The sequence below is a fragment of the Zobellia laminariae genome (assembly GCF_030553095.1).
GTDB lineage: Bacteria > Bacteroidota > Bacteroidia > Flavobacteriales > Flavobacteriaceae > Zobellia > Zobellia laminariae.
The window spans coordinates 2,876,988-2,900,136 of the sequence record NZ_CP130738.1; the positions used below are offsets into that span (position 1 = coordinate 2,876,988).

Annotated in this window: 19 protein-coding genes and 3 pseudogenes; 14 read left to right on the forward strand and 8 right to left on the reverse strand. The window is 36.6% G+C overall.

What is annotated here, in order from left to right:
• Positions 1 to 116: 116 nt before the first annotated feature.
• Complete coding sequence (gene rho / locus Q5W13_RS13785; protein ID WP_304443397.1) at positions 117 to 1,727, reverse strand: transcription termination factor Rho; 1,611 nt, start codon at positions 1,725 to 1,727, stop codon at positions 117 to 119.
• A gap of 193 nt (positions 1,728 to 1,920) precedes the next feature.
• Between rho and Q5W13_RS13790 the strand changes: the two genes are divergently transcribed.
• The 6 genes from Q5W13_RS13790 (at position 1,921) to Q5W13_RS13815 (ending at position 8,191) form a co-directional block, all read left to right on the forward strand.
• Positions 1,921 to 2,331 (forward strand): DUF4293 domain-containing protein, encoded by a 411-nt coding sequence (locus Q5W13_RS13790; protein ID WP_155594488.1) that lies wholly within the window; start codon positions 1,921 to 1,923, stop codon positions 2,329 to 2,331.
• A gap of 262 nt (positions 2,332 to 2,593) precedes the next feature.
• On the forward strand, positions 2,594 to 3,079 hold the full coding sequence (locus tag Q5W13_RS13795; RefSeq protein WP_155594487.1) for a DM13 domain-containing protein: 486 nt from the start codon (positions 2,594 to 2,596) through the stop codon (positions 3,077 to 3,079).
• 126 nt (positions 3,080 to 3,205) lie between these two features.
• Complete coding sequence (locus tag Q5W13_RS13800) at positions 3,206 to 4,066, forward strand: hypothetical protein (protein WP_304443398.1); 861 nt, start codon at positions 3,206 to 3,208, stop codon at positions 4,064 to 4,066.
• A 585-nt stretch (positions 4,067 to 4,651) separates the two neighbouring features.
• Entirely contained in the window at positions 4,652 to 4,969 is a 318-nt protein-coding gene (locus Q5W13_RS13805) for a hypothetical protein (RefSeq protein ID WP_304443399.1), read from the forward strand.
• A complete protein-coding gene (locus Q5W13_RS13810) occupies positions 4,956 to 7,043 on the forward strand; it encodes a T9SS type A sorting domain-containing protein (RefSeq protein ID WP_304443400.1) in 2,088 nt (695 codons plus the stop codon). Before Q5W13_RS13805 ends, Q5W13_RS13810 begins: the two co-directional genes overlap by 14 nt.
• A gap of 104 nt (positions 7,044 to 7,147) precedes the next feature.
• Positions 7,148 to 8,191: a T9SS type A sorting domain-containing protein gene (locus Q5W13_RS13815; RefSeq protein ID WP_304443401.1), complete on the forward strand. Its 1,044-nt coding sequence runs from the start codon at positions 7,148 to 7,150 to the stop codon at positions 8,189 to 8,191.
• A gap of 59 nt (positions 8,192 to 8,250) precedes the next feature.
• Here Q5W13_RS13815 and Q5W13_RS13820 read toward each other — a convergent pair.
• Positions 8,251 to 8,750: pseudogene (locus Q5W13_RS13820) on the reverse strand (metallophosphoesterase family protein).
• A gap of 113 nt (positions 8,751 to 8,863) precedes the next feature.
• Between Q5W13_RS13820 and truA the strand changes: the two are divergent.
• Both truA and Q5W13_RS13830 read left to right on the forward strand, forming a co-directional pair.
• The gene (gene truA / locus Q5W13_RS13825) at positions 8,864 to 9,616 is read left to right on the forward strand and encodes a tRNA pseudouridine(38-40) synthase TruA (protein ID WP_304443402.1); all 753 of its coding nucleotides are present in this window, start codon (positions 8,864 to 8,866) and stop codon (positions 9,614 to 9,616) included.
• Positions 9,609 to 11,377: pseudogene (locus Q5W13_RS13830) on the forward strand (ABC transporter ATP-binding protein). Before truA ends, Q5W13_RS13830 begins: the two are co-directional and overlap by 8 nt.
• On the opposite strand, the gene cdaA reads toward Q5W13_RS13830, so the two are convergent.
• Together cdaA and folP are read right to left on the reverse strand one after the other, a co-directional pair.
• Positions 11,374 to 12,162, reverse strand: a complete 789-nt coding sequence (gene cdaA, locus Q5W13_RS13835) for a diadenylate cyclase CdaA (RefSeq protein WP_304443403.1) — start codon at positions 12,160 to 12,162, stop codon at positions 11,374 to 11,376. The pseudogene Q5W13_RS13830 and the gene cdaA overlap by 4 nt on opposite strands.
• 41 nt (positions 12,163 to 12,203) lie before the next feature.
• A complete protein-coding gene (folP, locus tag Q5W13_RS13840) occupies positions 12,204 to 13,031 on the reverse strand; it encodes a dihydropteroate synthase (protein WP_304443404.1) in 828 nt (275 codons plus the stop codon).
• A 106-nt stretch (positions 13,032 to 13,137) separates the two neighbouring features.
• Between folP and Q5W13_RS13845 the strand changes: the two genes are divergently transcribed.
• From Q5W13_RS13845 to Q5W13_RS13865, 5 genes are all read left to right on the forward strand, one after another.
• A complete protein-coding gene (locus Q5W13_RS13845; RefSeq protein WP_304443405.1) occupies positions 13,138 to 13,686 on the forward strand; it encodes a DUF1599 domain-containing protein in 549 nt (182 codons plus the stop codon).
• A gap of 1 nt (position 13,687) precedes the next feature.
• On the forward strand, positions 13,688 to 14,785 hold the full coding sequence (locus tag Q5W13_RS13850; protein WP_304443406.1) for a BT_3928 family protein: 1,098 nt from the start codon (positions 13,688 to 13,690) through the stop codon (positions 14,783 to 14,785).
• Between the two features lie 57 nt (positions 14,786 to 14,842).
• A complete protein-coding gene (gene tpiA, locus Q5W13_RS13855) occupies positions 14,843 to 15,592 on the forward strand; it encodes a triose-phosphate isomerase (protein WP_304443407.1) in 750 nt (249 codons plus the stop codon).
• 160 nt (positions 15,593 to 15,752) lie between these two features.
• The gene (gene prmA / locus Q5W13_RS13860) at positions 15,753 to 16,589 is read left to right on the forward strand and encodes a 50S ribosomal protein L11 methyltransferase (protein ID WP_304443408.1); all 837 of its coding nucleotides are present in this window, start codon (positions 15,753 to 15,755) and stop codon (positions 16,587 to 16,589) included.
• A gap of 28 nt (positions 16,590 to 16,617) precedes the next feature.
• Positions 16,618 to 16,893: an ATP-dependent Clp protease adaptor ClpS gene (locus tag Q5W13_RS13865; RefSeq protein WP_155594474.1), complete on the forward strand. Its 276-nt coding sequence runs from the start codon at positions 16,618 to 16,620 to the stop codon at positions 16,891 to 16,893.
• A 22-nt stretch (positions 16,894 to 16,915) separates the two neighbouring features.
• Here Q5W13_RS13865 and Q5W13_RS13870 read toward each other — a convergent pair.
• Positions 16,916 to 17,330, reverse strand: a pseudogene (locus Q5W13_RS13870) (DUF6691 family protein).
• Entirely contained in the window at positions 17,327 to 17,890 is a 564-nt protein-coding gene (locus tag Q5W13_RS13875; RefSeq protein ID WP_304443409.1) for a YeeE/YedE family protein, read from the reverse strand. The pseudogene Q5W13_RS13870 and the gene Q5W13_RS13875 overlap by 4 nt, the downstream one beginning before the upstream one ends.
• 486 nt (positions 17,891 to 18,376) lie before the next feature.
• Between Q5W13_RS13875 and Q5W13_RS13880 the strand changes: the two genes are divergently transcribed.
• The gene (locus Q5W13_RS13880; RefSeq protein ID WP_155594471.1) at positions 18,377 to 19,261 is read left to right on the forward strand and encodes a DUF6268 family outer membrane beta-barrel protein; all 885 of its coding nucleotides are present in this window, start codon (positions 18,377 to 18,379) and stop codon (positions 19,259 to 19,261) included.
• Positions 19,262 to 19,320: 59 nt separating this feature from the next.
• Here the strand turns inward: Q5W13_RS13880 and Q5W13_RS13885 are convergent, their stop codons facing one another.
• Both Q5W13_RS13885 and Q5W13_RS13890 read right to left on the reverse strand, forming a co-directional pair.
• Positions 19,321 to 19,884 carry a BamA/TamA family outer membrane protein gene (locus tag Q5W13_RS13885; RefSeq protein ID WP_368662561.1) on the reverse strand — a complete coding sequence of 188 codons (564 nt, stop codon included), beginning with the start codon at positions 19,882 to 19,884 and terminating at the stop codon, positions 19,321 to 19,323.
• Positions 19,878 to 23,006: a metallophosphoesterase gene (locus tag Q5W13_RS13890; RefSeq protein WP_304443410.1), complete on the reverse strand. Its 3,129-nt coding sequence runs from the start codon at positions 23,004 to 23,006 to the stop codon at positions 19,878 to 19,880. The genes Q5W13_RS13885 and Q5W13_RS13890 overlap by 7 nt, the downstream gene beginning before the upstream one ends.
• Positions 23,007 to 23,149 lie beyond the last annotated feature (143 nt).

The window sequence follows — 23,149 nt, forward strand, 5'->3', positions numbered from 1 at the left end:
TATGCTTGTTTTGAGGAAAAACGTAAGAGTTGTACCTGTAAAAAAAATCCCGAATTCCATTTTGTAATTAGGAATTCGGGATTCTATAGTTTGATATTTCTGCAGATCAATTGCTCTTATTGATTCATAGTAAGCAAGAATTCATCGTTATTCTTAGTTTGCTTAATACGTTGTTCAATGAACTCCATAGCTTCAACAGGATTCATATCTGCCAAATATTTTCTTAAAATCCACATACGTTGTATTGTGTCCTTGTCCAGTAATAAATCATCTCTACGTGTACTAGATGAAGTAAGGTCAATAGCAGGGAATATTCTTCTGTTAGAGATTTTACGATCTAACTGTAATTCCATGTTACCTGTACCTTTAAACTCTTCAAAGATAACTTCGTCCATTTTAGAACCAGTTTCTGTAAGTGCAGTAGCTATGATAGATAGAGATCCGCCGCCTTCTATGTTACGGGCAGCTCCAAAGAAACGTTTTGGCTTGTTTAATGCATTAGCGTCTACACCACCACTTAATACTTTACCAGAAGCTGGTTGTACAGTGTTGTATGCTCTTGCCAAACGGGTGATGGAGTCTAATAAAATAACAACATCATGGCCACATTCTACTAATCTTTTTGCTTTTTCTAATACAATATTTGCAACACGAACATGTTCAGAAGGTTCTTTATCAAAAGTAGAAGCAATTACTTCACCTTGAACATTACGTTGCATGTCGGTAACCTCTTCCGGACGTTCATCTATTAAAAGTATAATTTGATAAACTTCAGGATGATTGGCTGCAATACCATTTGCTATATCCTTCAATAGCATTGTTTTACCCGTCTTAGGTTGGGAAACAATCATACCTCTTTGTCCTTTACCAATAGGAGAAAATAAATCTATAATTCTTGTAGAAATATTACTCTGTCTTTCGGCTAAATTGAACTTTTCATCCGGGAACAAAGGTGTTAAGTGTTCAAAAGAGACACGGTCCCGAACTATTTGAGGGTCAATTCCGTTTATTTTGTTCACCTTAATAAGAGGGAAATATTTTTCACCTTCTTTTGGAGGTCTTACGTTTCCTAAAACAGTATCTCCAGTTTTCAATCCAAATAATCTAATTTGAGATTGTGATACATAAATATCATCAGGAGATGAAAGGTAGTTGTAGTCAGAAGAACGTAAAAAGCCATAACCGTCTTGCATAATGTCAAGAACGCCTTCGCTTTCTATAATACTGTCAAATTCAAATTCAGGCTCCTTGTAGCGATTTTTTAAATCCTTGTCAAAATTACTTTTGTCGTAGGTAGCAGGCTTTTGGTTGCGCTGATTTTTGTTGTTCCCGTTGGGAGTATTCTGGTTTTTGTGCTGAGGATTGCTTTTAGGCTCTCTTTTAACAGGTCTTGGGCGCGGTTTTTTAATTTCTGTTGGTTGCTGCGCTGGTGCAGTTTGTTCTTTGCTTACCGGTTTTTCGGGAGCAACTACAGCCTTAACTTCAGGTTTCTTTTCTTCGGTTACCGTTCTTGGTTTCCTAGGTCTTGGTTTCGGCTTAGGTTTTGGCTCTGTTGCTTTTGGTGCAGTTACTTCTGCCACAACTTTGGGGTTGGCTGCTTGTACATCCAAGATTTGATAAACAAGGTCCAGTTTTTTTAGGGTTTTGAACTTTGGCACATTAAGGCCTTTGGCAATTTCCTGCAATTCAGGCAGTTTTTTTGCTTTTAAATCTGAAATTTCAAACATTAAGTATGATATAAATTATACGTCTCTTGAGATTGATAAGAAGTGAATTGTTATCTGAGTATTACGAAGGAAAGATTTCCCGATAGGTAAGATAATAACTAATAGTCTCACAATATTACGAATTATTTTGCTTTCGACACTGCTTTTTTTGAAAAAGACGTGTATTTTTGTGGTGTACAATGACGTTTAGATAATGATTCAAAGAATACAAACTATTTATTTATTGATAGTAGCCCTTATTGCGGGTATACTACCATTCTGGATAAACCTTTGGTCAGATGTAGAAGGAAATGAAATATTTGCCAGAAATGACGTTTTTATATCTGGAGCCTTTTACATATCGGCAGTACTTGCTATAGTTACTATAGTATTATTTAAAAATAGAAAAAATCAATTTGTGTTAAACAGATTGAATATGATATTAAATATTTTTTTACTAGGATTTTTCGTTTACCGGTCGCAAAATTTATCCGGAGAGATTTCGGTCTCGGAGAAGGGTATTGGGATGCTGATTCCTGTCATTTCTATCGTTTTCTTGGTTCTTGCAAATAGAGCCATAAAGAAGGATGAGGATCTTGTAAAATCTGTGGATCGTCTACGATAAACCTTACATCTTAGTAGTATTAGTGCGTAAAACCCGGAGTAGTTACCGGGTTTTTTTGTGCCCTTTTTTTAGTTGAAAATTTTCTTTTTTCTGAATGTATCACAGAAGTGTCTCATATATAGGTTCTTGTGATAGACTCTTTATACTTCCTTGAATACTTCGTGATACCACCTTTCTATGTTTGTCCCAAGAAACAGCAGAGCTATCGATAGTCGATTGTAAAACTGTTTAAAAAATGATAAACAATTTAAATTTTACGATTATGAAAAACAGAAACTTTTCTATTGCACTTTTAGCGTTGGCCATGACAACATTTGTAGTAAGTTGTTCAGATGATGATGTAGAAACTGTAACAGTTACTGAAACAGAAACAGTTGAAGTAGATTCATCCTTACCTATTGGTGACTTGACCGTAGCTAGAAGTGGAAACTTAACAGCAGAGAGCGGTACGCCAACAGAAGGTTTAGTGGAGTTGGGCGCAGATACGGAAAGCACCAATTTTGTACACTTTGATGATGACTTCATGACTGAATTAGGCACAGGTACAGTTGGTATATTCTTGTCTACCTCGGAAACTTTTACAGCAGATCCAGGTAATGGGAACCCAGATTTAATGTTAATAGGTAACGTACAAAGTAATGGTGAGATGTTTATTAAGTTAGATGTAGCACCAGACGCAAAATATACACACATCATCTTATGGTGTGCTACAGCTAACATTCCGTTCGGAAATGTAGCATTGAATTAATTAGAATTTTATGGCCTTTGGGAATAGAGACACATGATTCTGTTTTTCTATGTCTCCCAAAGGTTTTTTTCTTTTTTGGTATCTGGTCTTAGGGACTAAAATATCTACTTATAACCTAACAGAATTATGAAACAAAATAAATATATCATTCTCTTAATGCTTTCTTTTTGTGCTACTTATTTACAGGCGCAAAGCGGATGGACCAGAGAAGCAAAAGGGTTCTACGTTCAGGCCACAGCATCCTATTTTTCTTCTAATGATTACTATACGACGGAAGGCAGATTAGCAGATCAGGGTAGTACATTTAATAGCAGCGGACTTTTGTTGTACGGAGAATATGGTATTTCTAACAGGCTTACGGCTATAGTAGATGTTCCGTTGGTAAGGTTGAATAGCTTTAATACAACGGAAACAGTAGGGGGTGTTGGAAATATTCAACTAGCTGTAAAGTATAAATTATTAAAAAATTTCCCGTTGTCTTTACAGGTAGCATTGGATATACCTAGCAATGATGGAGAGAATTTTGCACAATCTAAAAGTCCTGATGACTTCGGGCAGATTAACGAGATTAACTTGCCTTTGTCAGATGGTGAGTTTAATGTATGGACCACCTTAGCTGCATCTCATGGTTTTGCTAATGGAAAGACTTATGCATCCGCATTTACTAGTATCAATTTTAGAACAGAATCTTTTAGTAATCAACTTCAAATTGGGGCAGAGGTAGGCCACTTATTCTTTGATAATCTGTATTTGATAGGAAAGTTGAAAATTCAAGAAAAATTATCTTCTGAAATCAATAATCAAAGTGGCTCATTTTTATACGGAGAGGGAACCACCTTTACAAACATTGGAATTACATCTATGTATAAGTTGAACGACCATTTAAACCTAGTAGCTAATTATTCTGATTATGCGGGTTTTTTGGTAGAACGTAAGAATATTTATGACGGAGGAACTATTTCATTAGGATTGTCTTTTGAATACTAATTGGGAAAATTGAGATTGCCATTCTATTCAGGATAGTTCTTTAGAAAAAAAAGTGTTTTATTGTATTAGCTATTTTAAACCCGGGTTAGATACCGGGTTTTTTTTTGTTTCTCAAAATCACTGAGATACGCATTTATAAAAAATGAACTATTACGGAACTTTCTATTTTCGTAGATTTTTCCTCTATCTCATTGTAGTTTAAAAACTACTGGAAAACCAGTATTTTTATATGAATATGATCTTCCGTAACTATATTTAACTACATTTGGTTGCCTTCAAGTAGAGAATTACTGTACTTAGGCAGACCATTATTTCCAAACCAATTTTAGTACTCTAATAACTTAATCAGTGGGCAACTTTGAATTTTTCATCGATGTTCTTTGCAGAGTTTGTATAGAATTTTTTAACCCTAAAAACTGGAATAATGAAAGCTCCCCCAATTTTCTTGTCTGGCTAAAGTCAATTTTTGTAGTAATCAACTTTAGTTCCCGACCAGCCCCTTTTCAAATACATCGCAAATAGCTTCAGGTTTATAGCACGTCCGATAATCGGATGCGCAATTGAATACCCCTAAATTTTGAAGTTATGAGAACAAAAATTACTTTTCTGTCTATCATATTTTTTACGATATGCTTTTCTAATGTGCTATGGGCACAAAATAGTATTAAGATTATAGATCCTCCTTCTTCTGTTGAAGCTGGGGAAACGGTAGATGTAACTGTTAATTACTCAATGGATGAAGCTTCGGCCTACATTCTCCTGCGTTTAATTAATCCTAATGGAGAAGATCCGCAAGATTTTGTTGCGAAATCTGGGTCAGGAAGTCACGAGTTTAGTATCAAAATACCTAATTCGCCTTGGCAGTGGTTACCGCTGGCAAGCTCAACTTTTGAAAACTGCTGATTGGGGAGGTCTCGCCAACGAATTTATTGATGGTGTTAGTGTAGAAAGTACGGAACCACCCAGTCCAGGAGTAAATTCAATCAACTTTACAACCGCACCTACCACTTTATCGGCAGGAGAGCCAGCGACTGTTACGGTAGATTTTTCTACAAATGAACCATCGGCCTATGTATTGGTGCGTTTGATTAATCCTAATGGAGAAGATCCACAGGATTTCGTTATTAAATCGGGCTCAGGAAGCCATACTTTTAATATTGATGTGCCCAATTCGTCTGGCAGTGGCTACAGCTGGCAAGCGCAGCTTTTAAAAATTGGAGATTGGGCAGGACTGGCAAATGACGTAGTTGATGGAGTTAGTGTTGGGCAAATAACTCAGCCACCAAGTGGGCAGGAAAAGATATCATTAACTATTACTCCTAGCAAAGTAGCTCAAGGGGAAGCGTATGATATAGGTTTTGAATATAATTTTTTAGGTGAAAGATATGTTCAGGCATACATTACTAATAAAAATGTAGATGCAGATGGGCAATGGGTCAAGATAGGAAAAGTGCTGCAGAATTTCACTCAAGGAGCAGGTAGTGGAAACATTCGATTAGAGGTTACAGGAGAGCCTTTAGAGTCTAATATGTTGGTTATACAGGTATTTGAGGTAATAGAAAATGATATTGAAGACCAATGGAACCTTGTTGGGGAAGATACGGTAGACAATATTCAATTTAGTAGTGGTTATGGGTTTGGTGAGAAAAATACAACCCCAAATGGAACTGCTGAGTATATGCGGTATTATAATAGAGATCTAGAATTAAATGGGGGACATTATAATGGTGACGGCCAAGGTTCTGGCATGGATCACACCTTATCGCCTACAAATTCTTTATATCGTTCCAATTGGTGGGTTAACGGTAATTGGAAAGGCCCTATAAAATCACATTATGGTGAAGATAATTTAAATGGAAAAGACTTCTGGGTAGAATGGCAAAATTTAGGTTCATCAAGTAATGATGGTCATGGTGAATTTGATATTAGGGTAGAAAAAAGTACAAAATCAGACCCAAACGGAGCATATGGTTTTCCTAGTGTTATTGGAGATATAAACCAACCTTTATTGGCTTCTTTTACAGGAAGATGGGACGCAGGAAGCACTGGGCGATGTCATATCAATATGACCGCTTGGATTTATGGTGTTGATTCCGAAGGGAAAAGAGTTAGAAGTGATGTAATTATTCATTCTTGGGACAATTCAGGAGATATTAGAAGCAACTATGAGCGTTCTTATCAATGGTCGCAGAAAGGGAATAACACAATTTATACTTTTGAAAAAATCGGTACTGCGTCTGACGAATATAACACTTATGATGTTTTACGTACTGTACCCGGTGGTGAAGGAGAGTCATGTTCTTATAATCTTGTTCCGGTAAACTGGAGGCGGAATCATATAGACAATTTCCCTACCCAATCTTTTACCGAAAAGATTGACGTGGCTAAAATTATTAAAGAGGTTATTAAACGAGAAGCTGAGAATGGCCCAGATACCAGAAGGATAGAAGGTAGCAATCAGATTATCTCTGTTCCTACCATGACCGATGATTGGACTCTTGAAGTTATGGAGTGGACTGTAACCGGACAGTCTGGGGATTACAAACACGAACCCGGTAACCCTGATTTTGATGTGAATACCTATATTCCTAATAGTAGAGGTCGTTTCACATTTGAAGAATATTACATTCAGAATCCTTGTGAAAGTAATCCTAAAATAGATTGCCCTAATTCAGTGGCCCTTAAAACCCAAATAGTCCAACAAGACTCAATAGTTGAAGCTAAAGATTTCAGCGTTTCCCCTAATCCATTCATCAATTCATTTGAGTACGAATACAGTGTAAAAAATTATGAAGAGGTAACGGTAGATTTATATGCTCTAAATGGTAGAAAAATAGAGACTTTAAAAAATAAGGAAAGCCATAGGCCGGGAAATTATAGTGATGTGGTAGATACTAGCGACCTGGATGCCGGGATTTATATTTTAAGAATCAACACTTCTAAAGGCGAGGAGGCAATCAAACTAATCAAAAATTAAATTTTGAAAGTTCCCGTTCCATTGTGGGGTGGAGCGGGTTCTTTATCCAAGGTTTAGTGCTGTATCTAATTCAAACAAAAGTTAAGAACACTAATATTGAAATTATGAGAACAAAAATTACACTACTTTTTACAACTATCTTTTTAATAACTACCATTTTTTCGGTTAGTGGGCAAAGTTACGATCAAGGCACCGTTAAGTTTATGTATGCTGATACGGAAATTGTTCAATCTCCCGGTCCTGCTCCTCTTGTTTTTGTTTCTTACCAAAAGCAGACTCCAGTTAAAGTTCATATTCAGGTAAGACTGTTGTCGTCTTCAGGGAAAGTACTTCAGGAAAAAACAGTTACAAAAAGTAAAAAAGGTGCATTCGATTTTCCATTCCCCTCTGTAACTATTCCTGTGGGCAGTGGTTATAGGTGGCATGTTCAAATGTATAATAGTAATTGGACTAAGAAGCTTTCTGAAGATTTATATAGGGCCACTGTAGTTGTAACAGGAGGAGCAAAGCCACCAACCAGTAATGTATTTACTTCTATAGATCCGCCATATAGTGCTCGTATAGGGCAGAGTGAACTAATTATTTTTGAATATGAAAAAAAGTATGAAGGAAAAGCTTTTTTTCAAGCAAGACTATTGTCTAAAAGTGGTAAGGTAATCGCGGAAAGTACTACTGACGATATTGAAGCCAGAAATGAGATTGCTATTAGGGTTAAAATCCCAACAAATATTTCTCCTAGAGATGATTATCAGTGGAATTTGCAGATGTATGACCGTAATTGGAAAACAAGATTGGCTACTAAAACTAAAACAGGGGCTAGGGTTGTGGCTAATAAAACCAATTTAATTACAAAGGTATCTATTGCAAGTGATGATATCCAAGAGGAAGACCTCAATGCTTTTACAGTCTCTCCAAACCCATTCGTCAATTCCTTTGAATATGAATATAACGTTGAAGACTATGATGATGTTACCGTGGATTTATACGCACTTAACGGTAGAAAAATAAAAACTTTAAAAAGTACAGAAAGTCATAGGCCTGTAAATTATAATGATGTAGTTGATACCAGTGATCTAGATGCGGGAATCTATATTTTGCGCATCAATACTTCTAAAGGTGAAAAAGCATTAAAACTAATCAAAAACTAATACCCTCGTAACCTTAGAGTTGAAAACCTGCACTATTTTATAGTGCAGGTTTTTTTTATTTAAGCCCCGCGCTTCCCTAGTTCTATAACCTCTAGGTCTTTTATGTCTTTTCCTTCTATAGTAAAGCGGAGCATTGTTCGTATTTGGTGAAAACCGTGTTTTCCGCATGCACCAGGATTCATATGTAGGACGCCCAGTTTTTTATCCATCATTACTTTAAGAATATGAGAATGTCCAGAGATGAATAATTTTGGGGGTTATCCTTTATAATATCACGTGTTCTGATATTGTATTTTGGAGGGTATCCGCCAATATGAGTCATAAAAACTTCTACACCTTCGCAGAAAAAACGGTTGTTAAGAGGAAATTCTTTTTGAATTACGTGGTCATCAATATTTCCATGAACTGCTCTCAATGGCTTAATTTTCTGTAAAGCATCGGTTACTTCTAAAGTACCTATGTCACCAGCGTGCCATATTTCATCCGCTTGGCGGGCATATTTTAAAATAGCATCATCCATATGCGAATGGGTATCAGAAAGCAATAGAATTTTGGTCATGTACTGAACTAAAAGTTATGTGGTTAGATTTGGCTTTATCAATAGTTTTATGAGCCTTCTTCTGTTTAATCAAAGAGAAGTATCTTTGAAGTTCACAAAATTAAAGGTTTAGGTTGAGATATTTTATTGAATTTTCATACTTAGGTAAAGACTATCATGGTTGGCAAAACCAACCTAATGCCATTACCGTGCAAGAAGTTCTTGAAAAGGCATTTTTTACCTTATTGAGAGAGCCTGTTGCTTTGGTAGGTGCTGGTAGAACTGATGCTGGAGTTCATGCCAAGCAAATGTTCGCCCATTTTAATTTTGATGAAATTAAGGACGTGCAGTTATTCGTTTATAGATTGAATGCGCTTTTGCCAGAGGCTATTGCTGTTCAGGATATTTTTGCTGTAAACGAACATGCCCATGCGCGTTTTGATGCAGAAGAACGCACCTATGAATATTGGGTGTTGCAAGATAAAAATCCGTTTTATGGTGATTTTGCACATTACATAAAACACCCTTTGGATGTTGATGCAATGAATAAAGCGGCAGAATTACTTTTGGAGTTCAAAGATTTTGAATGTTTTTCAAAGTCTAATACAGATGTAAGGACATATCTGTGTGATGTTAAAAAAGCAATTTGGGAGGTGAAAGGAGATAAGCTTGTTTTTACAATAACCGCAGATCGTTTTTTGAGAAATATGGTACGTGCCGTAGTAGGTACGTTGCTAGAAGTGGGCACAGGAAAAACAGAGCCAGCCCATGTTAAATCAATCATAAATAGCAAGAACAGGAGTAAGGCCGGCCCATCGGTACCGGCAAAAGGGCTATATTTGACCTCTGTTTTATACCCCAAAAAGATTACGGAAAAACATGGATAAAGATTCTGGAAAAGCATTTGATATGCGGTTGTTTAAACGCTTATTGGCGCATACGCGTCCGTATCGCGCAACCTTTTATGGTGTTGCTTTAGCGGCTATTCTGCTATCCGGATTTGCCGTAATGACTCCTATAATAGTTCAAAGGATAATTGACGATGCCATTAAGGTGGGTGATGAAGAAAAGTTATTGATTCTGACCCTTGCAATGGCCGGTGTTCTCCTAGGGCAGGTAATTAGTCAACTTTCATTTAATTACTACGCCAACTGGTTGGGGGAATCAGTAATAAAAGATATAAGAATCAACTTGTTTAAACACATGTTGGGCTTTAGAATGAAGTATTTTGACAGTTCTTCTCTTGGAGTACTGGTAACTCGTGCAGTTGCGGATATGCAGCGTATTGGTGAAATTTTTAGTCAAGGCTTTTTTGTTATTGTTGCCGATTTGTTGAAAATGTTAGTTGCCGCTGTGGTAATGCTAATAATGAACTGGCGTTTGGCACTGATTGTTTTTGCCATACTGCCGTTAATTCTTTACGCAACACGTTTATTTCAAAAGGCAATGAAAGTTGCTTTTGCTGAGGTTAGAACACAGGTTTCCAATCTCAATTCTTTTGTGCAAGAACGTTTAACAGGTATGAAAATCGTACAGTTGTTTACGCGTGAAAAGATTGAAAGTGAAAAATTTAGGGTTATCAATGAAAAGCATCAAAATGCTTGGTTAAAAACAGTTTGGTATAATTCCATTTTCTTTCCAATCGCAGAAATTTCTTCTTCTATTGCAGTGGGTCTTATCGTATGGTACGGCGGACTTCAAAATGTATCCAATCTTTCTAAGGAAGAACTGGGTACGCTGTTTGCATTCATTTTGTTGATAGATATGCTTTTTCGTCCTTTAAGACAAATTGCGGATAAGTTCAATACGCTACAAATGGGAATGGTAGCCGCCAATAGAGTTTTTAAAATTTTAGATACACAGAGTAATATACAAGACTTGGGTACTGTGGTTAAAGAAGATGTTCGAGGAGATATAAAATTCAAAGACGTACACTTTGGATATTTAGAAGAGGAAGAAGTGTTGCACGGTATTTCTTTTGAAGTAAAAGCAGGGGAGACCGTTGCTATTGTAGGAGCTACCGGAGCAGGGAAATCTACCATAATTAATTTATTGAACCGCTTTTACGAGATTAATTCGGGTTCTATACTAGTTGATGATATAGATATCAAAGACTTTAGTTTGGTTTCGCTTCGATCTCAGATTGCTGTTGTACTCCAAGATGTTTTCCTTTTTGCGGATACTATAGAAAATAATATTTCTTTAAAAAATTCGGATATAACTCACGAGCTTATTGAAGATGCTGCCAAGCAAATTGGAGTGGATGAGTTCATAAGCAGTCTTCCCATGGCGGATATCAATATAACGTAAAAGAAAGAGGAACAATGTTGTCTAGTGGCCAACGCCAACTGATTGCATTTTTACGGGCTTATGTAAGCAATCCAAGTATTTTAGTTTTAGATGAAGCTACGTCATCCGTAGATACCTATTCTGAGCAGTTGATACAGAGAGCTACAGAGAAAATAACCGAAGGAAGAACTTCTATAATTATTGCACACCGTTTAGCCACAATTAAGAAAGCCGACAAGATAATTGTAATGGATGCAGGTAAAATTGTTGAAACGGGAACTCATAAAGAGTTGTTGAAAAAAGGAGGTTATTATAGTGGTCTTTACGAAGCTCAGTTCCTTTCAGAAGAAGTAGCTTAAGCTATTAGGTCTTCTTTTATTATGGCAGTTAATTCATTCATATTTCCAAAATCAACAAACTTTCCATTTCTGATATACGAGATATTTCCAGTCTCTTCACTAACTACTAAGGCAAGAGCATCTGTTTTTTCAGAAACACCTACAGCGGCTCTGTGGCGAAGTCCAAAACGCAATGGAATATTACGTTCATTGGAAACTGGTAGAATTGCTCTGGTAGCAACAATATAATTGTTTTCTATTATGGCTGCGCCATCGTGTAATGTGCTGTTTTTGTAAAAAATGCTCTCTAAAATAGGGGTGTTTACCTCACAATGCATTTTATCTCCGGATGATTTTATAAAGTCTAAAGAGTTGTTTCTTTCTAAAACAATTAATGCGCCCGTTTTTGTAGAGCTCATTTTTTTACATGCTTCAATAATAGAATCCACATCCATGCTTACGGTTGCACCATCTTGTCTTAAGAATTTGAAATGTTTAATGAAGTTTCTTTTGTTGGCAAAATTGGTAGAACCCACCATTAAAAGAAATTTTCTGATCTCTTGCTGAAAAACAATAATAAGAGCAATAAGTCCTACTTGCATAAACGCACCTACAAGACTACTGATCATTTCCATGCCCAATAGCTCGGTCAGTTTCCAGAATCCCCAAACGATTACGATACCAAGAAAAATATTAATAGCAACGGAGCCTCGTACCAATTTGTAGATGTAGTACAAGAGTATAGCTACCAGAATAATATCTAGTATATCGGTAATCTTAAATTCAAGAAAATTCAGAAAATCCAATGTGGAGACGTTTTTGTAAAATTAATGAAATCCATACACTTTTAACAAGGCATTAATTCTTCTGCAAGTTTAACACATTCATACGCTTCTTTAACGTCATGAACCCTTAAAATATTGGCACCATTCATTAATGCGGCCATATTGAGGGCTGTGGTGCCGTTAAGTGCACTTTTTGCATCGGTTTTCAACACTTTATAAATCATGGATTTTCTGCTAATGCCAACTAGTATAGGGTGTTCTAAATTTTGAAAAAGATTCAGTTTTTGTAGAATTTCATAATTCTGCTCTAAGGTCTTGGCAAATCCAAACCCCGGGTCTACAATAATATCAACCATACCTAAGGCTTTCGCTGTTGCAATTCGTTCAGAGAAATATTTAATGATGTCAACTAAAAGGTTGTCATAATTAGTCTGTTGTTGCATGTTCTGCGGCGTTCCTTTCATGTGCATCATAATGTAGGGCACATGATGCTTGGCCACTGTAGGCAACATATTATCGTCTAATTTTCCTGCAGAAATATCATTTATAATAGCAGCACCTGCATCAAGACAGCCAGATGCAACAGTGCTTCTGAAGGTATCTATAGATAATATAATTTCAGGAAATTGTTTAAGCAGTAGTTCTGTTAACGGAAGCATGCGTTTCATTTCTTCTTCTTCCGTAACATGGTTGGCCCCGGGTCTAGAACTGTAGCCGCCAACATCAATAAAGGTGGCGCCATCGTTCAACATTTTTTCAGTCTGCTTTAAAATGGCGTTATCATTTAGATATTTTCCGCCGTCGTAAAACGAGTCTGGTGTGCAGTTTAAAATACCCATCACTTTTGGTGTGGATAGGTCTATAAGGCGGCCTTTACAATTTAGAGTCATATGTGATAAAGTTGAAGCCGTATCACTTGATTAACCAAGTTTAAAACACGAACTTTGAGCAATTCAGAATTTTGAGTGAAATTTACGCAAATTAGAAGGGATAGCCATGCAGAAGACATCCGAACAATATGATGAGGTAATAAAAACCTGTAGAGACCTCTTTGAAAAAAAAATGAAGGACTACGGTAGTGCTTGGCGTATTTTACGACTTCCTTCATTAACGGACCAAATTTTTATTAAAGCGCAACGCATCCGAAGTTTGCAGGAAAATGAGGTACGTAAGGTAGATGAAGGGGAACGTTCTGAATTTATCGGAATTATCAATTACTCCATAATGGCACTTATTCAATTAGAAAAAGGAGTGGCTGATCAGCCAGACCTTTCTGTAGAGCAGGCAGTGGAACTTTTTGATAAACATGCTACGACTACCAAAACGCTCATGGAAAATAAAAACCATGACTACGGAGAGGCATGGCGCGATATGCGAGTAAGTTCTTTAACAGATCTTATTTTACAAAAGCTTTTACGGGTTAAGCAGATAGAAGACAATAAAGGTAAAACTTTAGTGAGTGAAGGTATTGACGCAAATTATCAGGATATGGTTAATTATGCGATTTTTGCCATGATTCATCTCGGTGTAAATTCAAAATCCTAATATGAAATATCTTGTTGGCATTAGCCGAGTTTTTGTAGGTATACTTTTTATCATCAGTGGTTTTATAAAACTGAACGATCCCGTTGGTTTTTCGTTTAAGTTAGAAGAATATTTTAGCCCCGGAGTTCTTGATCTTGCATTTTTTGAGCCCCACGCTTTAGCTATTTCTATTTTTGTAGTAATTCTAGAGGTCCTTTTAGGAGTGATGCTTTTAGTAGGTTTTCGGGTAAAATTTACCGTATGGAGCCTGCTGCTAATGATAGTAGGGTTCACTTTTCTTACCTTTTATTCGGCATATTTTAATAAAGTAACAGACTGTGGTTGTTTTGGAGATGCTATAAAACTTACCCCTTGGGAGTCGTTCACAAAAGATATTGTTCTTCTGGTGTTGATAATAATCCTTTTTAAAGGCAAGCAATACATTACACCTATTTTTGGAGCTAATGCAAAAAGAATAGCAACCCTCGCAGCATTGGTACTTTGTGTAGGATATTGCAATTATGTATTAAACCACCTACCAGTTATAGATTTTAGACCCTACAAAATAGGAGCGAACATTACTGAAGGTATGACCGTACCAGATGATGCACCCAAGCCTATTTACGATTACGCTTGGCGATTCAATGTAGACGGCAATGATCAAATTATCGTTACCCAAGGAGATTATCCTCAGGTAGACGGTGAATTTATTGATGTAGAAACTACGGAAGTACAGAAAGGCTACGAACCACCTATTCATGATTTTACCATAGAGATGGATAAAATTAATATGGCAGATACGCTTTTGCAAGAACCTAAATTACTTATGATAATAGCATACGATCTTATGAAAACCAACAAAGATGTGTATTCTGAGGTTAAAAAAGTAACGGACAAAGCGATCAAAAAGGGCTATAAGGTAATTGGTATGTCTGCATCTAATGATGAACAAACAAGTGCCATAAAGAAATCCTATAGATTAAATTTTGATTTTTACTTTACGGATGAAACGGCCTTAAAAACGATTGTTCGTTCCAATCCCGGAGCACTGGTTTTGGAAAAAGGAACTATAAAACAAAAAGTACATTATAATGATTTGGATGATTTGACTTTTGATTGATTTTTAAGTTGATGATTTTAAATTGAACCCTATACAATAACACTAAACACTTTGAAAATGAGAAGCAAAATTGTTGCAGGAAACTGGAAAATGAATAAAAATTTACCTGAAACGGAAGCATTATTAACTGAGTTGGCAGCTAAGTTGCCAGATACTCAAGCTGAGGTTATGGTTGCACCAACATATGTAAACTTGGCTTCTGCTGTAAGAACTTTAGAGTCTTCGGTTATAGAAGTTATTGCTCAGAATATGCATTTTGCTGAAAGCGGAGCGTATACAGGTGAGATTTCAGCAGGTATGTTGTTGAGTATTGGTGTGGATACTGCAATTATTGGTCACTCAGAAAGAAGAGCTTACTTTGGAGAAACTGATGAGATATTAGCTAAAAAAGTGGTTACAGCTTTAGATAAAAACATTCGTGTAATGTTTTGTTTTGGTGAAGAATTAGAAGATAGAAAATCTGATAATCATTTTAATGTAGTTGAAAGCCAACTTAAAAATGCACTTTTCTCTTTGGAAGCATCTGCTTGGAGTAAAATAGTATTGGCTTATGAGCCCGTATGGGCCATTGGAACTGGTGAAACCGCTTCAGCGGACCAAGCACAAGAAATGCACGCTTTTATCCGTAAGACAATTACAGAGGCTTATGACGCAACTATAGCGAACAATGTTTCTATCCTTTACGGAGGTAGTGTAAAACCTGGTAACGCAGGAGAAATTTTTGGTAAGCCAGATGTAGACGGTGGTCTTATTGGTGGAGCCGCTTTGGTTGCAGATGATTTTGTTACCATTATAAAAGCTATCTAAATTTAGATTGCAATGTTATTTTGATAGCCCTTTCCCAGTTTATGGAAAGGGTTATTCATTTAACAATAAAAATACAAGTTGAAAAGTAAAGAAAACCTATTAAGGTTTTTGTAAGTAATGGAAGGTAAGCCCGACCAACAACCCGTCAAAAAACAGTAAAATGTCCAATACTATTTATATTGAATACAATTTCTCCGTAACCCCATTACAGCCTGGATCGGATATTTTAATTGCCGAGCTTGGAGAGGTTGGTTTTGAGAGTTTTCTTGAAAATGAAGACGGTGTATTGGCTTATATTCAGAAGAATGACTGGAACGAGAATATTCTTGAAACAGTAGAAATTTTGGATAGTGAACTGTTCAAGGTCAGTTTTGAGCTAAAGGAAATAGAACAAGAAAACTGGAATGCCACTTGGGAGCAGAATTTTGAAGCTATTCAGGTAGCGGACCAATGTGTGGTTCGTGCTCCCTTTCATGAGAAGCCCAATGTGCAATATGATATTGTTATTGAGCCAAAAATGAGCTTTGGAACAGGACATCACGAGACTACCCACATGATGCTTCAGTTTATTCTTGAAAATGATTTTGAAGGAAAAGATGTTTTGGATATGGGAAGTGGTACGGGAGTTTTGGCTATTCTAGCTGCCATGAAACATGCTAATCATATAGATGCTATTGATATTGATAATTGGTGTTACCTCAATGCTAAAGAGAATGTAGAACGAAATAATTGTGAACATATCTCTGTCTTTGAAGGTGATTCTTCATTATTGGGAAACCGCAAGTATGATATCATTTTAGCAAATATCAATAGAAATATTCTGTTAGCGGATATCTCTGTTTATGCTGATAATTTAAAGGAAAATGGAACCCTTTTCTTAAGCGGTTTTTATGAAGAAGATATTCCCTTAATTTCAGAAACATGTCTAAAGGCAGGGTTAAAGTTTGAAAAAAATCTGCAAAAGAATAATTGGGTTGCAGTAAAATATGTATTTTAGAGAGGTATACTATTTTAAATTGATTGATATGAGTTTCAAAGAAAAAGTATCGGAAGAACTATTATTGGAAGAAGAAGTTTCAAAACAAAATGAAATTGTTGTTTTTAATGATGATGTAAATACTTTTGATCACGTCATAGACACCTTGGTAGATGTGTGTGATCATACACCTGTTCAAGCAGAACAATGTTCTCTTATCGTACATTACAACGGTAAGTGTACTGTTAAAACAGGTGATTATAAAGACTTAGAGCCACGTTGTAGTAGGTTGCTTGAGGCGGGTCTTAGCGCAGAAATTGTTTAATTTATTCGTGCAGGTATCGCTATTAATGAGGTAACTTATCTCTAAGTACCCCGTAAGCGAAAGTACCCAACATAGCCGCTGCTATAACTATTAGCATACTAAAAACCCCAGTGCCTAATAGAATATACATAGGGCCTGGGCAAGCACCTGCTAACGCCCATCCCAAACCAAAAATACTACCTCCTAAGATATAGCGAGCATAGCTTTTATTTTTTGGAGGAAGAACAATTTCTTGGTCTTCAATACTTTTTTACCCTGAACTTTTTAATAGCCCATACAGAAATGGCGCCAAGAACTACGGCAGAACCAATTATGCCGTACATATGGAACGACTGAAATTTAAACATTTCATATATTCTGTACCAAGATACCGCCTCTGATTTAACTAGTACGATACCAAAAAATATACCTACAAGTAAGAATTTTAGATATTTCATGCTGTAAAGATTAGGGGTATTAGAAAGTGTGTCATTATGAGTCCGCCAACAAAAAAGCCTATCACGGCAATTAGTGAAGGTAACTGCAGGTTGCTTAATCCCGTAATGGCGTGTCCAGAAGTACACCCACCGGCGTAACGTGTTCCAAAGCCAACAAGAAAACCAGCAACAATTAATATGGCTAATCCTTTTACGGATAGAGCATTGTTCCAATCATAAATTTCACCCGGTAATAAAGAGGTCCCTGCATTTTCAAAACCAAGTTCTTTTAAGTCTTTTATCGTTTCAGGATTCAAATCCATGACAGATCCGTCAGAAAGAAAGGTTACAGCAATAAAACCGCCAATAATAGCACCAAGTACTACGGTAAGGTTCCACCTTTGGGCTTTCCAATCAAATTTAAAGAAATCAGAATATTTTCCTGCTCCTCCAATACTACAAAGGGTTCTTAGGTTTGAAGACATGCCAAAAGTCTTTCCAAAGTATAAAAGAAAAACCATTACCAAGGTAATCAAGGGGCCGGAAACGTACCAAGGCCAAGGTTGAAGTATGCTATCCATATTTAAAATTTGTGCGAAGTTAAAGCTAATGAGTTTAGTTAATGTAATATATGTTACATAAGGATTTATTGAAGTCGATATTGTGGATAATCCTTACAAAAATAAATATCTTTGATGTAAATTATTCAAGAGTAATTTTATGTGGTTTTGAGGAGGGTTAAGCTTGTAATCTTTTAATTATTAAATATTTAACTTATAGTGTTAATGCCTCTTCAAGTATCTAATATATCATGTTTATGCATATCTCTAATATGACATACGAACTATCTGATTTTGAGCCTTCTCTACAGAGTTTAATTCGGTACTTTTGTTCTGTTAAGTATATAGATATACTAAAAATATCCCATTAAAACTTTAGTCCTATTGATGTTGAAAGTGCTTCAATGTCTTTGCTCTGAGCTTGGTAGGTAATTTATCCTAGAAAGATAAGTTATCCTTTTCGTACGCTTACGTAATGGGTTTGCAGGAAAAAAGTTGCGATTAGAAATGAGACATATTACATTTAAATTACTTGTAGTTCTTTTATTGGGTATAGGTAATTGCTCGGCGCAGTTGTCGGATTTGGCTAAAATAGATTATACACGCCTTCCCAAAGGGGATTCAGAAGTGGGGTATGATCGGCTTAGGGGAGTGTTCAATTATCCTATTAAGGTAAATGACGGCAGTTATTTTCTTGTAGGGATGGACTATAGTAAAATAGAACTGTCTTTTGATGAGAGCGTAACCAATTTTGATATTACTGCGATTGAAGATTTTCAATTACTGGATATAAACTTGGGTTATACATACAAAATGAAAGGAGACTGGCGTTTTGGAGCTCGGTTTTCTACGGGATATAGCTCCAACTTGGTCAGGAAACTTTCCGTGGAAGATGCGGTTTTTTCTGGGGATGTAGTTTTTATCAATGACAAAAGAAAAGATAGTACGGTATCTAAACCCTACAGATTAATTATTGGAGTTTCCTATGCTGAAAATAGGGGGATTCCATTTCCTATTCCATTTATTAGCTATTATAGAAAATTTCATCAAAATTGGTCTTATAAATTAGGGGTTCCCAAGATGAACTTGCAGTATCATCTTTCTGAGAAATCTAGATTTAAACTGGTAGCCGAGCTTGACGGATTTACGGCAAACATTCAGGATGGGATTTTAGTTAATGAAGATGAAATAGCGCATACGGCAAATATGTCCATTATCATAGCGGGCTTGCGTTATGAATATAAATTTACAAAGCACCTTGAGCTGTATTTCAACGTTTCCAATATTCTACGCAGTAATGCTAAACTAAAGGATAATGATAACAATACGGTAAACTCTGTTAGAAAGAACAATATTTATTATTTAAGGACAGGAGTTCGTTTTAAGATTTAAGGCTGATTATCTAAAAACATTCTTCTTATTTTATAAAATTTTTGCTTGTTAGAAATCGTTTAAAACGTAGATCCAATACTAAATAATACTAGCGCAGATTCTTCATCTGAAAATCCTGCCGAGACACCAATAGCAAATTCTTCAGAAAGAGGAACAAGATAAAGTCCAAAGCCGTATCCTTGATGCCAATCGGAATTCGTGTCAAAATCAGAATAGACTCTACCACTGTCATAAAAACCTTTAATACCAAATTTCATTGGTACAATAGAGGTGTGGAATTCCGCCAATTGCAGTCGTAATTCTGAATTTAAATACAAAGTAGATTTTCCTGTAAATCGGTTATTTACATAACCTCGTAAATTGGAGTTTTGCCCCAGATATTTTAATTTATAAAAAGGAATGGTGCCTTCACCATAGATAGTAGAGCCTCCAAAACGAAGTCCTAATGTTATTGGTGTTTTGCTTCTAGTAGTTAGATATTGTTCAAAGAAAGCTTCAGTGATACCATAATTGGAATTCATGTTATCCGAAACCAAACCGCTTTGATGTTTTAGAAAAAAGCGGGCTCCTTGTTCTGGAAGACTAGCACGATCTCTAAAATCAAAATCTAGTTTTGCTATGATTTCATAAAGATTGGCATCTCCAAGGCCAAAAACTCCAGTAGCGGATTTACGTTGTCTGCAGCCAAAATAGTACCCTCTTCCCGGATGGTTTTATTGTTCTCATAGTTCAGTTGAAAGCCAAGGCTACTTTTTTTCCAAAAGTCTTTTATTAGACCAGCTTGAAGGCTATAGGAATCATACCTAGTTTCGTAAAAATCATCAGAGTCAAGGTCATCGTCTTTTATAGTACCGTTACCAATTCCATAGAAATCTGTAAACCCAGTATGGTCTGCGTACAAGCCACCAATCTGAATATCCCATTTTTTAAATACATGGTGAAACCTACCCTCATACTTTAAAATGTTCATATTTTCAGTAGTGAAAGTGCCAGTTATTTTATGAATAGAACTATAGTCTTTCTTCATGGCGTTCTTTTGAGTAAACTTAACTCCGGCATTTAGTCCAAGTCCTTGATTACTGTTGTACCGGATTGCGGCAATAGGAAAATACCTGTTGAAACCAAATCTATGTCGGTCATAAGAATAAAGTTCCTTGTTCCAGTGGTTAATCATTTTACCTTCTTCGCCAAAATTGAGCTCAGATGTATCACCCTTTTCGTATATCAATGTTTTTTTACTTCCTTTTTCTACTTCAGAATTGTCCGTAATAACGTCAGAATCAGGTCCTCCAATTACTCGTATTTTTATAGACTTTTTTGTTACTCCTGAAATATTGAAAACATCATGACCATCTAATCCATAAAGCCGGATTTCTTTAATTTCTTTTGGGTCAAAAGTCCGGTGGTAGTAGAGTCGTTTGCCTTTTTCATTCTTATCACCTTCGGTATTGTACATGGATACTTCTACGGACCCATTATCGTTTCTGGTTACCTCAAAATATTCCCGTTTATTAGATCCTACGACCTCTACGCCCCCAATCATCAATTGCTCGTAATATTGATTGGCGTAGATATCCAAGTCTTTGTTGCGCTGTTTTAATTTGTCTGCTATTTCCTTACCTGAAAGTTCATAAATTTCTGGGGGCATTGCGTTAATTCCCTCTTCAATAACTTGGTCTGTGATATGGGTCTGGATATAAGCCGCAGCTTCCTGCCAATCCTCTTTAGTGAGCTCGTTTAGCAAACGACGGTCTGCTGGTTGTGAGCTAAACGTTAGGCTACGAATGTCTTTAATTTTGTATCCAAAGGTTTCTCCACGCTCTAGTCCCCATTTTCTGTCAGCAAAGTAGGGAAGGAGTCCGTTCCAAAGCGAAAAGACATAATCCCTATCTCTAGGAATTGGTCTATAAAGGTTATCATGTTTTTTTTTGTAACCTGCCCATTTCCAATTGTCCTCGTGTTTTCCCCAGTCTCCCACTAAAATATCGAACATTCTTGCCTTGGCATACTCCTTAGCATCTACCTTGTTATCATGATCTTTATAAAGCTCCCTGAACATTTTGCGGCTTTGAAGAATCTCATTGGCATCTCCAAAAGGCTTTGTAACCTTTTTTACATTCACCGGTTTTTCTTCCAACATGCCCAGTAAATTGGAATACTTTCTTTTAAATGCACCTAATTCATCTGAAGGAGGCATCATATAGAGCTTTGGCGTAGCGTGTAATATATTAGTAGCATTTAGCATAGAGCCAACTGCCATGGCGCCATAAGGTTGCTGCCAAGAAGTAACATCTTGCATTACCCTAGCTATAATGGTTCCTTGAAGTTCATAGGGTAGTAACTGAAGAGGGTCTTTATCTACAGAACGGAACGCATATTCTCTGCCGTCTCCTCCTTTAATTTTTAAAGAAGTGGTCTGGTGTCCGCCTCCCTTTTCGTAAACCGATAATCCGCCAAAGGTTTGCTCAAGGTCTAAATAAGGTACTTTTACGGGAGCCTTCCAAGTGGTTCTATAGTGTTCGCCCATAAAGAACTTTGTTACACTTCCAATAGTGTAATCGCCCGCTATTGCGGTAGTGTCCGTAGCCCATGTTCTTTGTCCATGGCTTGCCGTGAATGAGGGTTTACATGGATTATAAGCTGAGTTAAAATTACCCTCGTTACCTGCTTCGCAAGGAGATGTAAATAGAGTTTCAGTTGTATTTAATTCAAATTTTCCTGATGGTTCAAAACGGTGTATAGTGTAATCTACTTTGCCCGAAGTATAATAGTCCAATTCTACTAGTCCTGGAATGGCCTTTGCAAAAAGTGTATGTTCTTTGTCTTTCGCTACGTATTTTGCTTTGGTTGGAGCACCACTATTAATGATATAATTTTCACCCATCCGTAATACTTGCAAATTTTTCTCATGTCCGGCCGCGTAGATTACAGACCCTTTACGGAGTACAATGTTTTTAATGCTACCGCGGATGGCATCAAAACGAGAATTGACAATATCTACGGAAGAACCTATGTTTTGTCTATAGCCAGCATTAAGACTTCCTATAATAGGAGGGGATAAATATTTAGCCAATTGAAAATGTCCTCCGTAATTACCTAATGACTCTAAAGGAAAATGTCCTGCAACCAAAATATTCTTATCCTCAGAATCCTCAACAGCATTTTCTAGTTCAATAAGAAAATCGCGTTCAGTGGCTATTCCACATTCCGCAGTAGAAGCTTCGGGTTTGTCATAAGGGTGGTTGTACCATTGGGTGCTTATGGATACCAATATTAAATGGTCGTTCACTTCTATGATATCGGGTCCTGGACAGCCTTTGCGAATAGCCCATTTTACATTTTCGAAATCCATGGACTTGACCAACTTTTCAAGTTTATTGACACTGCTTAGTCCTTTTTTTCCAGAATTAGCCCAGTCTCTATCTCCGGGAATGATAACGACCTTCCCGTTTTCATATTGGGTTATACTTCGTAAGAGCTTGTCTATTTTTAGAGAATCTTGGGTGGTAGGTTCATTGGTCTTGCCACTGTTTATGAGGTCGCCGTTAAGAATAATCGTAAAAGGGTCTGTTGTTGAAAGAAGTTCGGAGAGGCTGTCATAAAATGGAGACTCCAATCCAATATCCGTAGTATTGCCTAATAAATATACACGGTGTTCAATTTCGGAAGATTGTGCAATTGAGTAGTGCGTTCCAAAAACTATGAGAAATAATAGGGATAAAGTAAGGTATAGACGGTTGTACATAGCTCAAATTTTTAGTGAAACTCCAATAGATAATATGTAGGGTATAATAGATTAGGTTTCAATTTTGACTTGTTGCAGAGGTAATAGCTGCAGAGAATTTATGAAAATTGAAATTTGAGGATTGGGGTTAAGAGACCATAAAT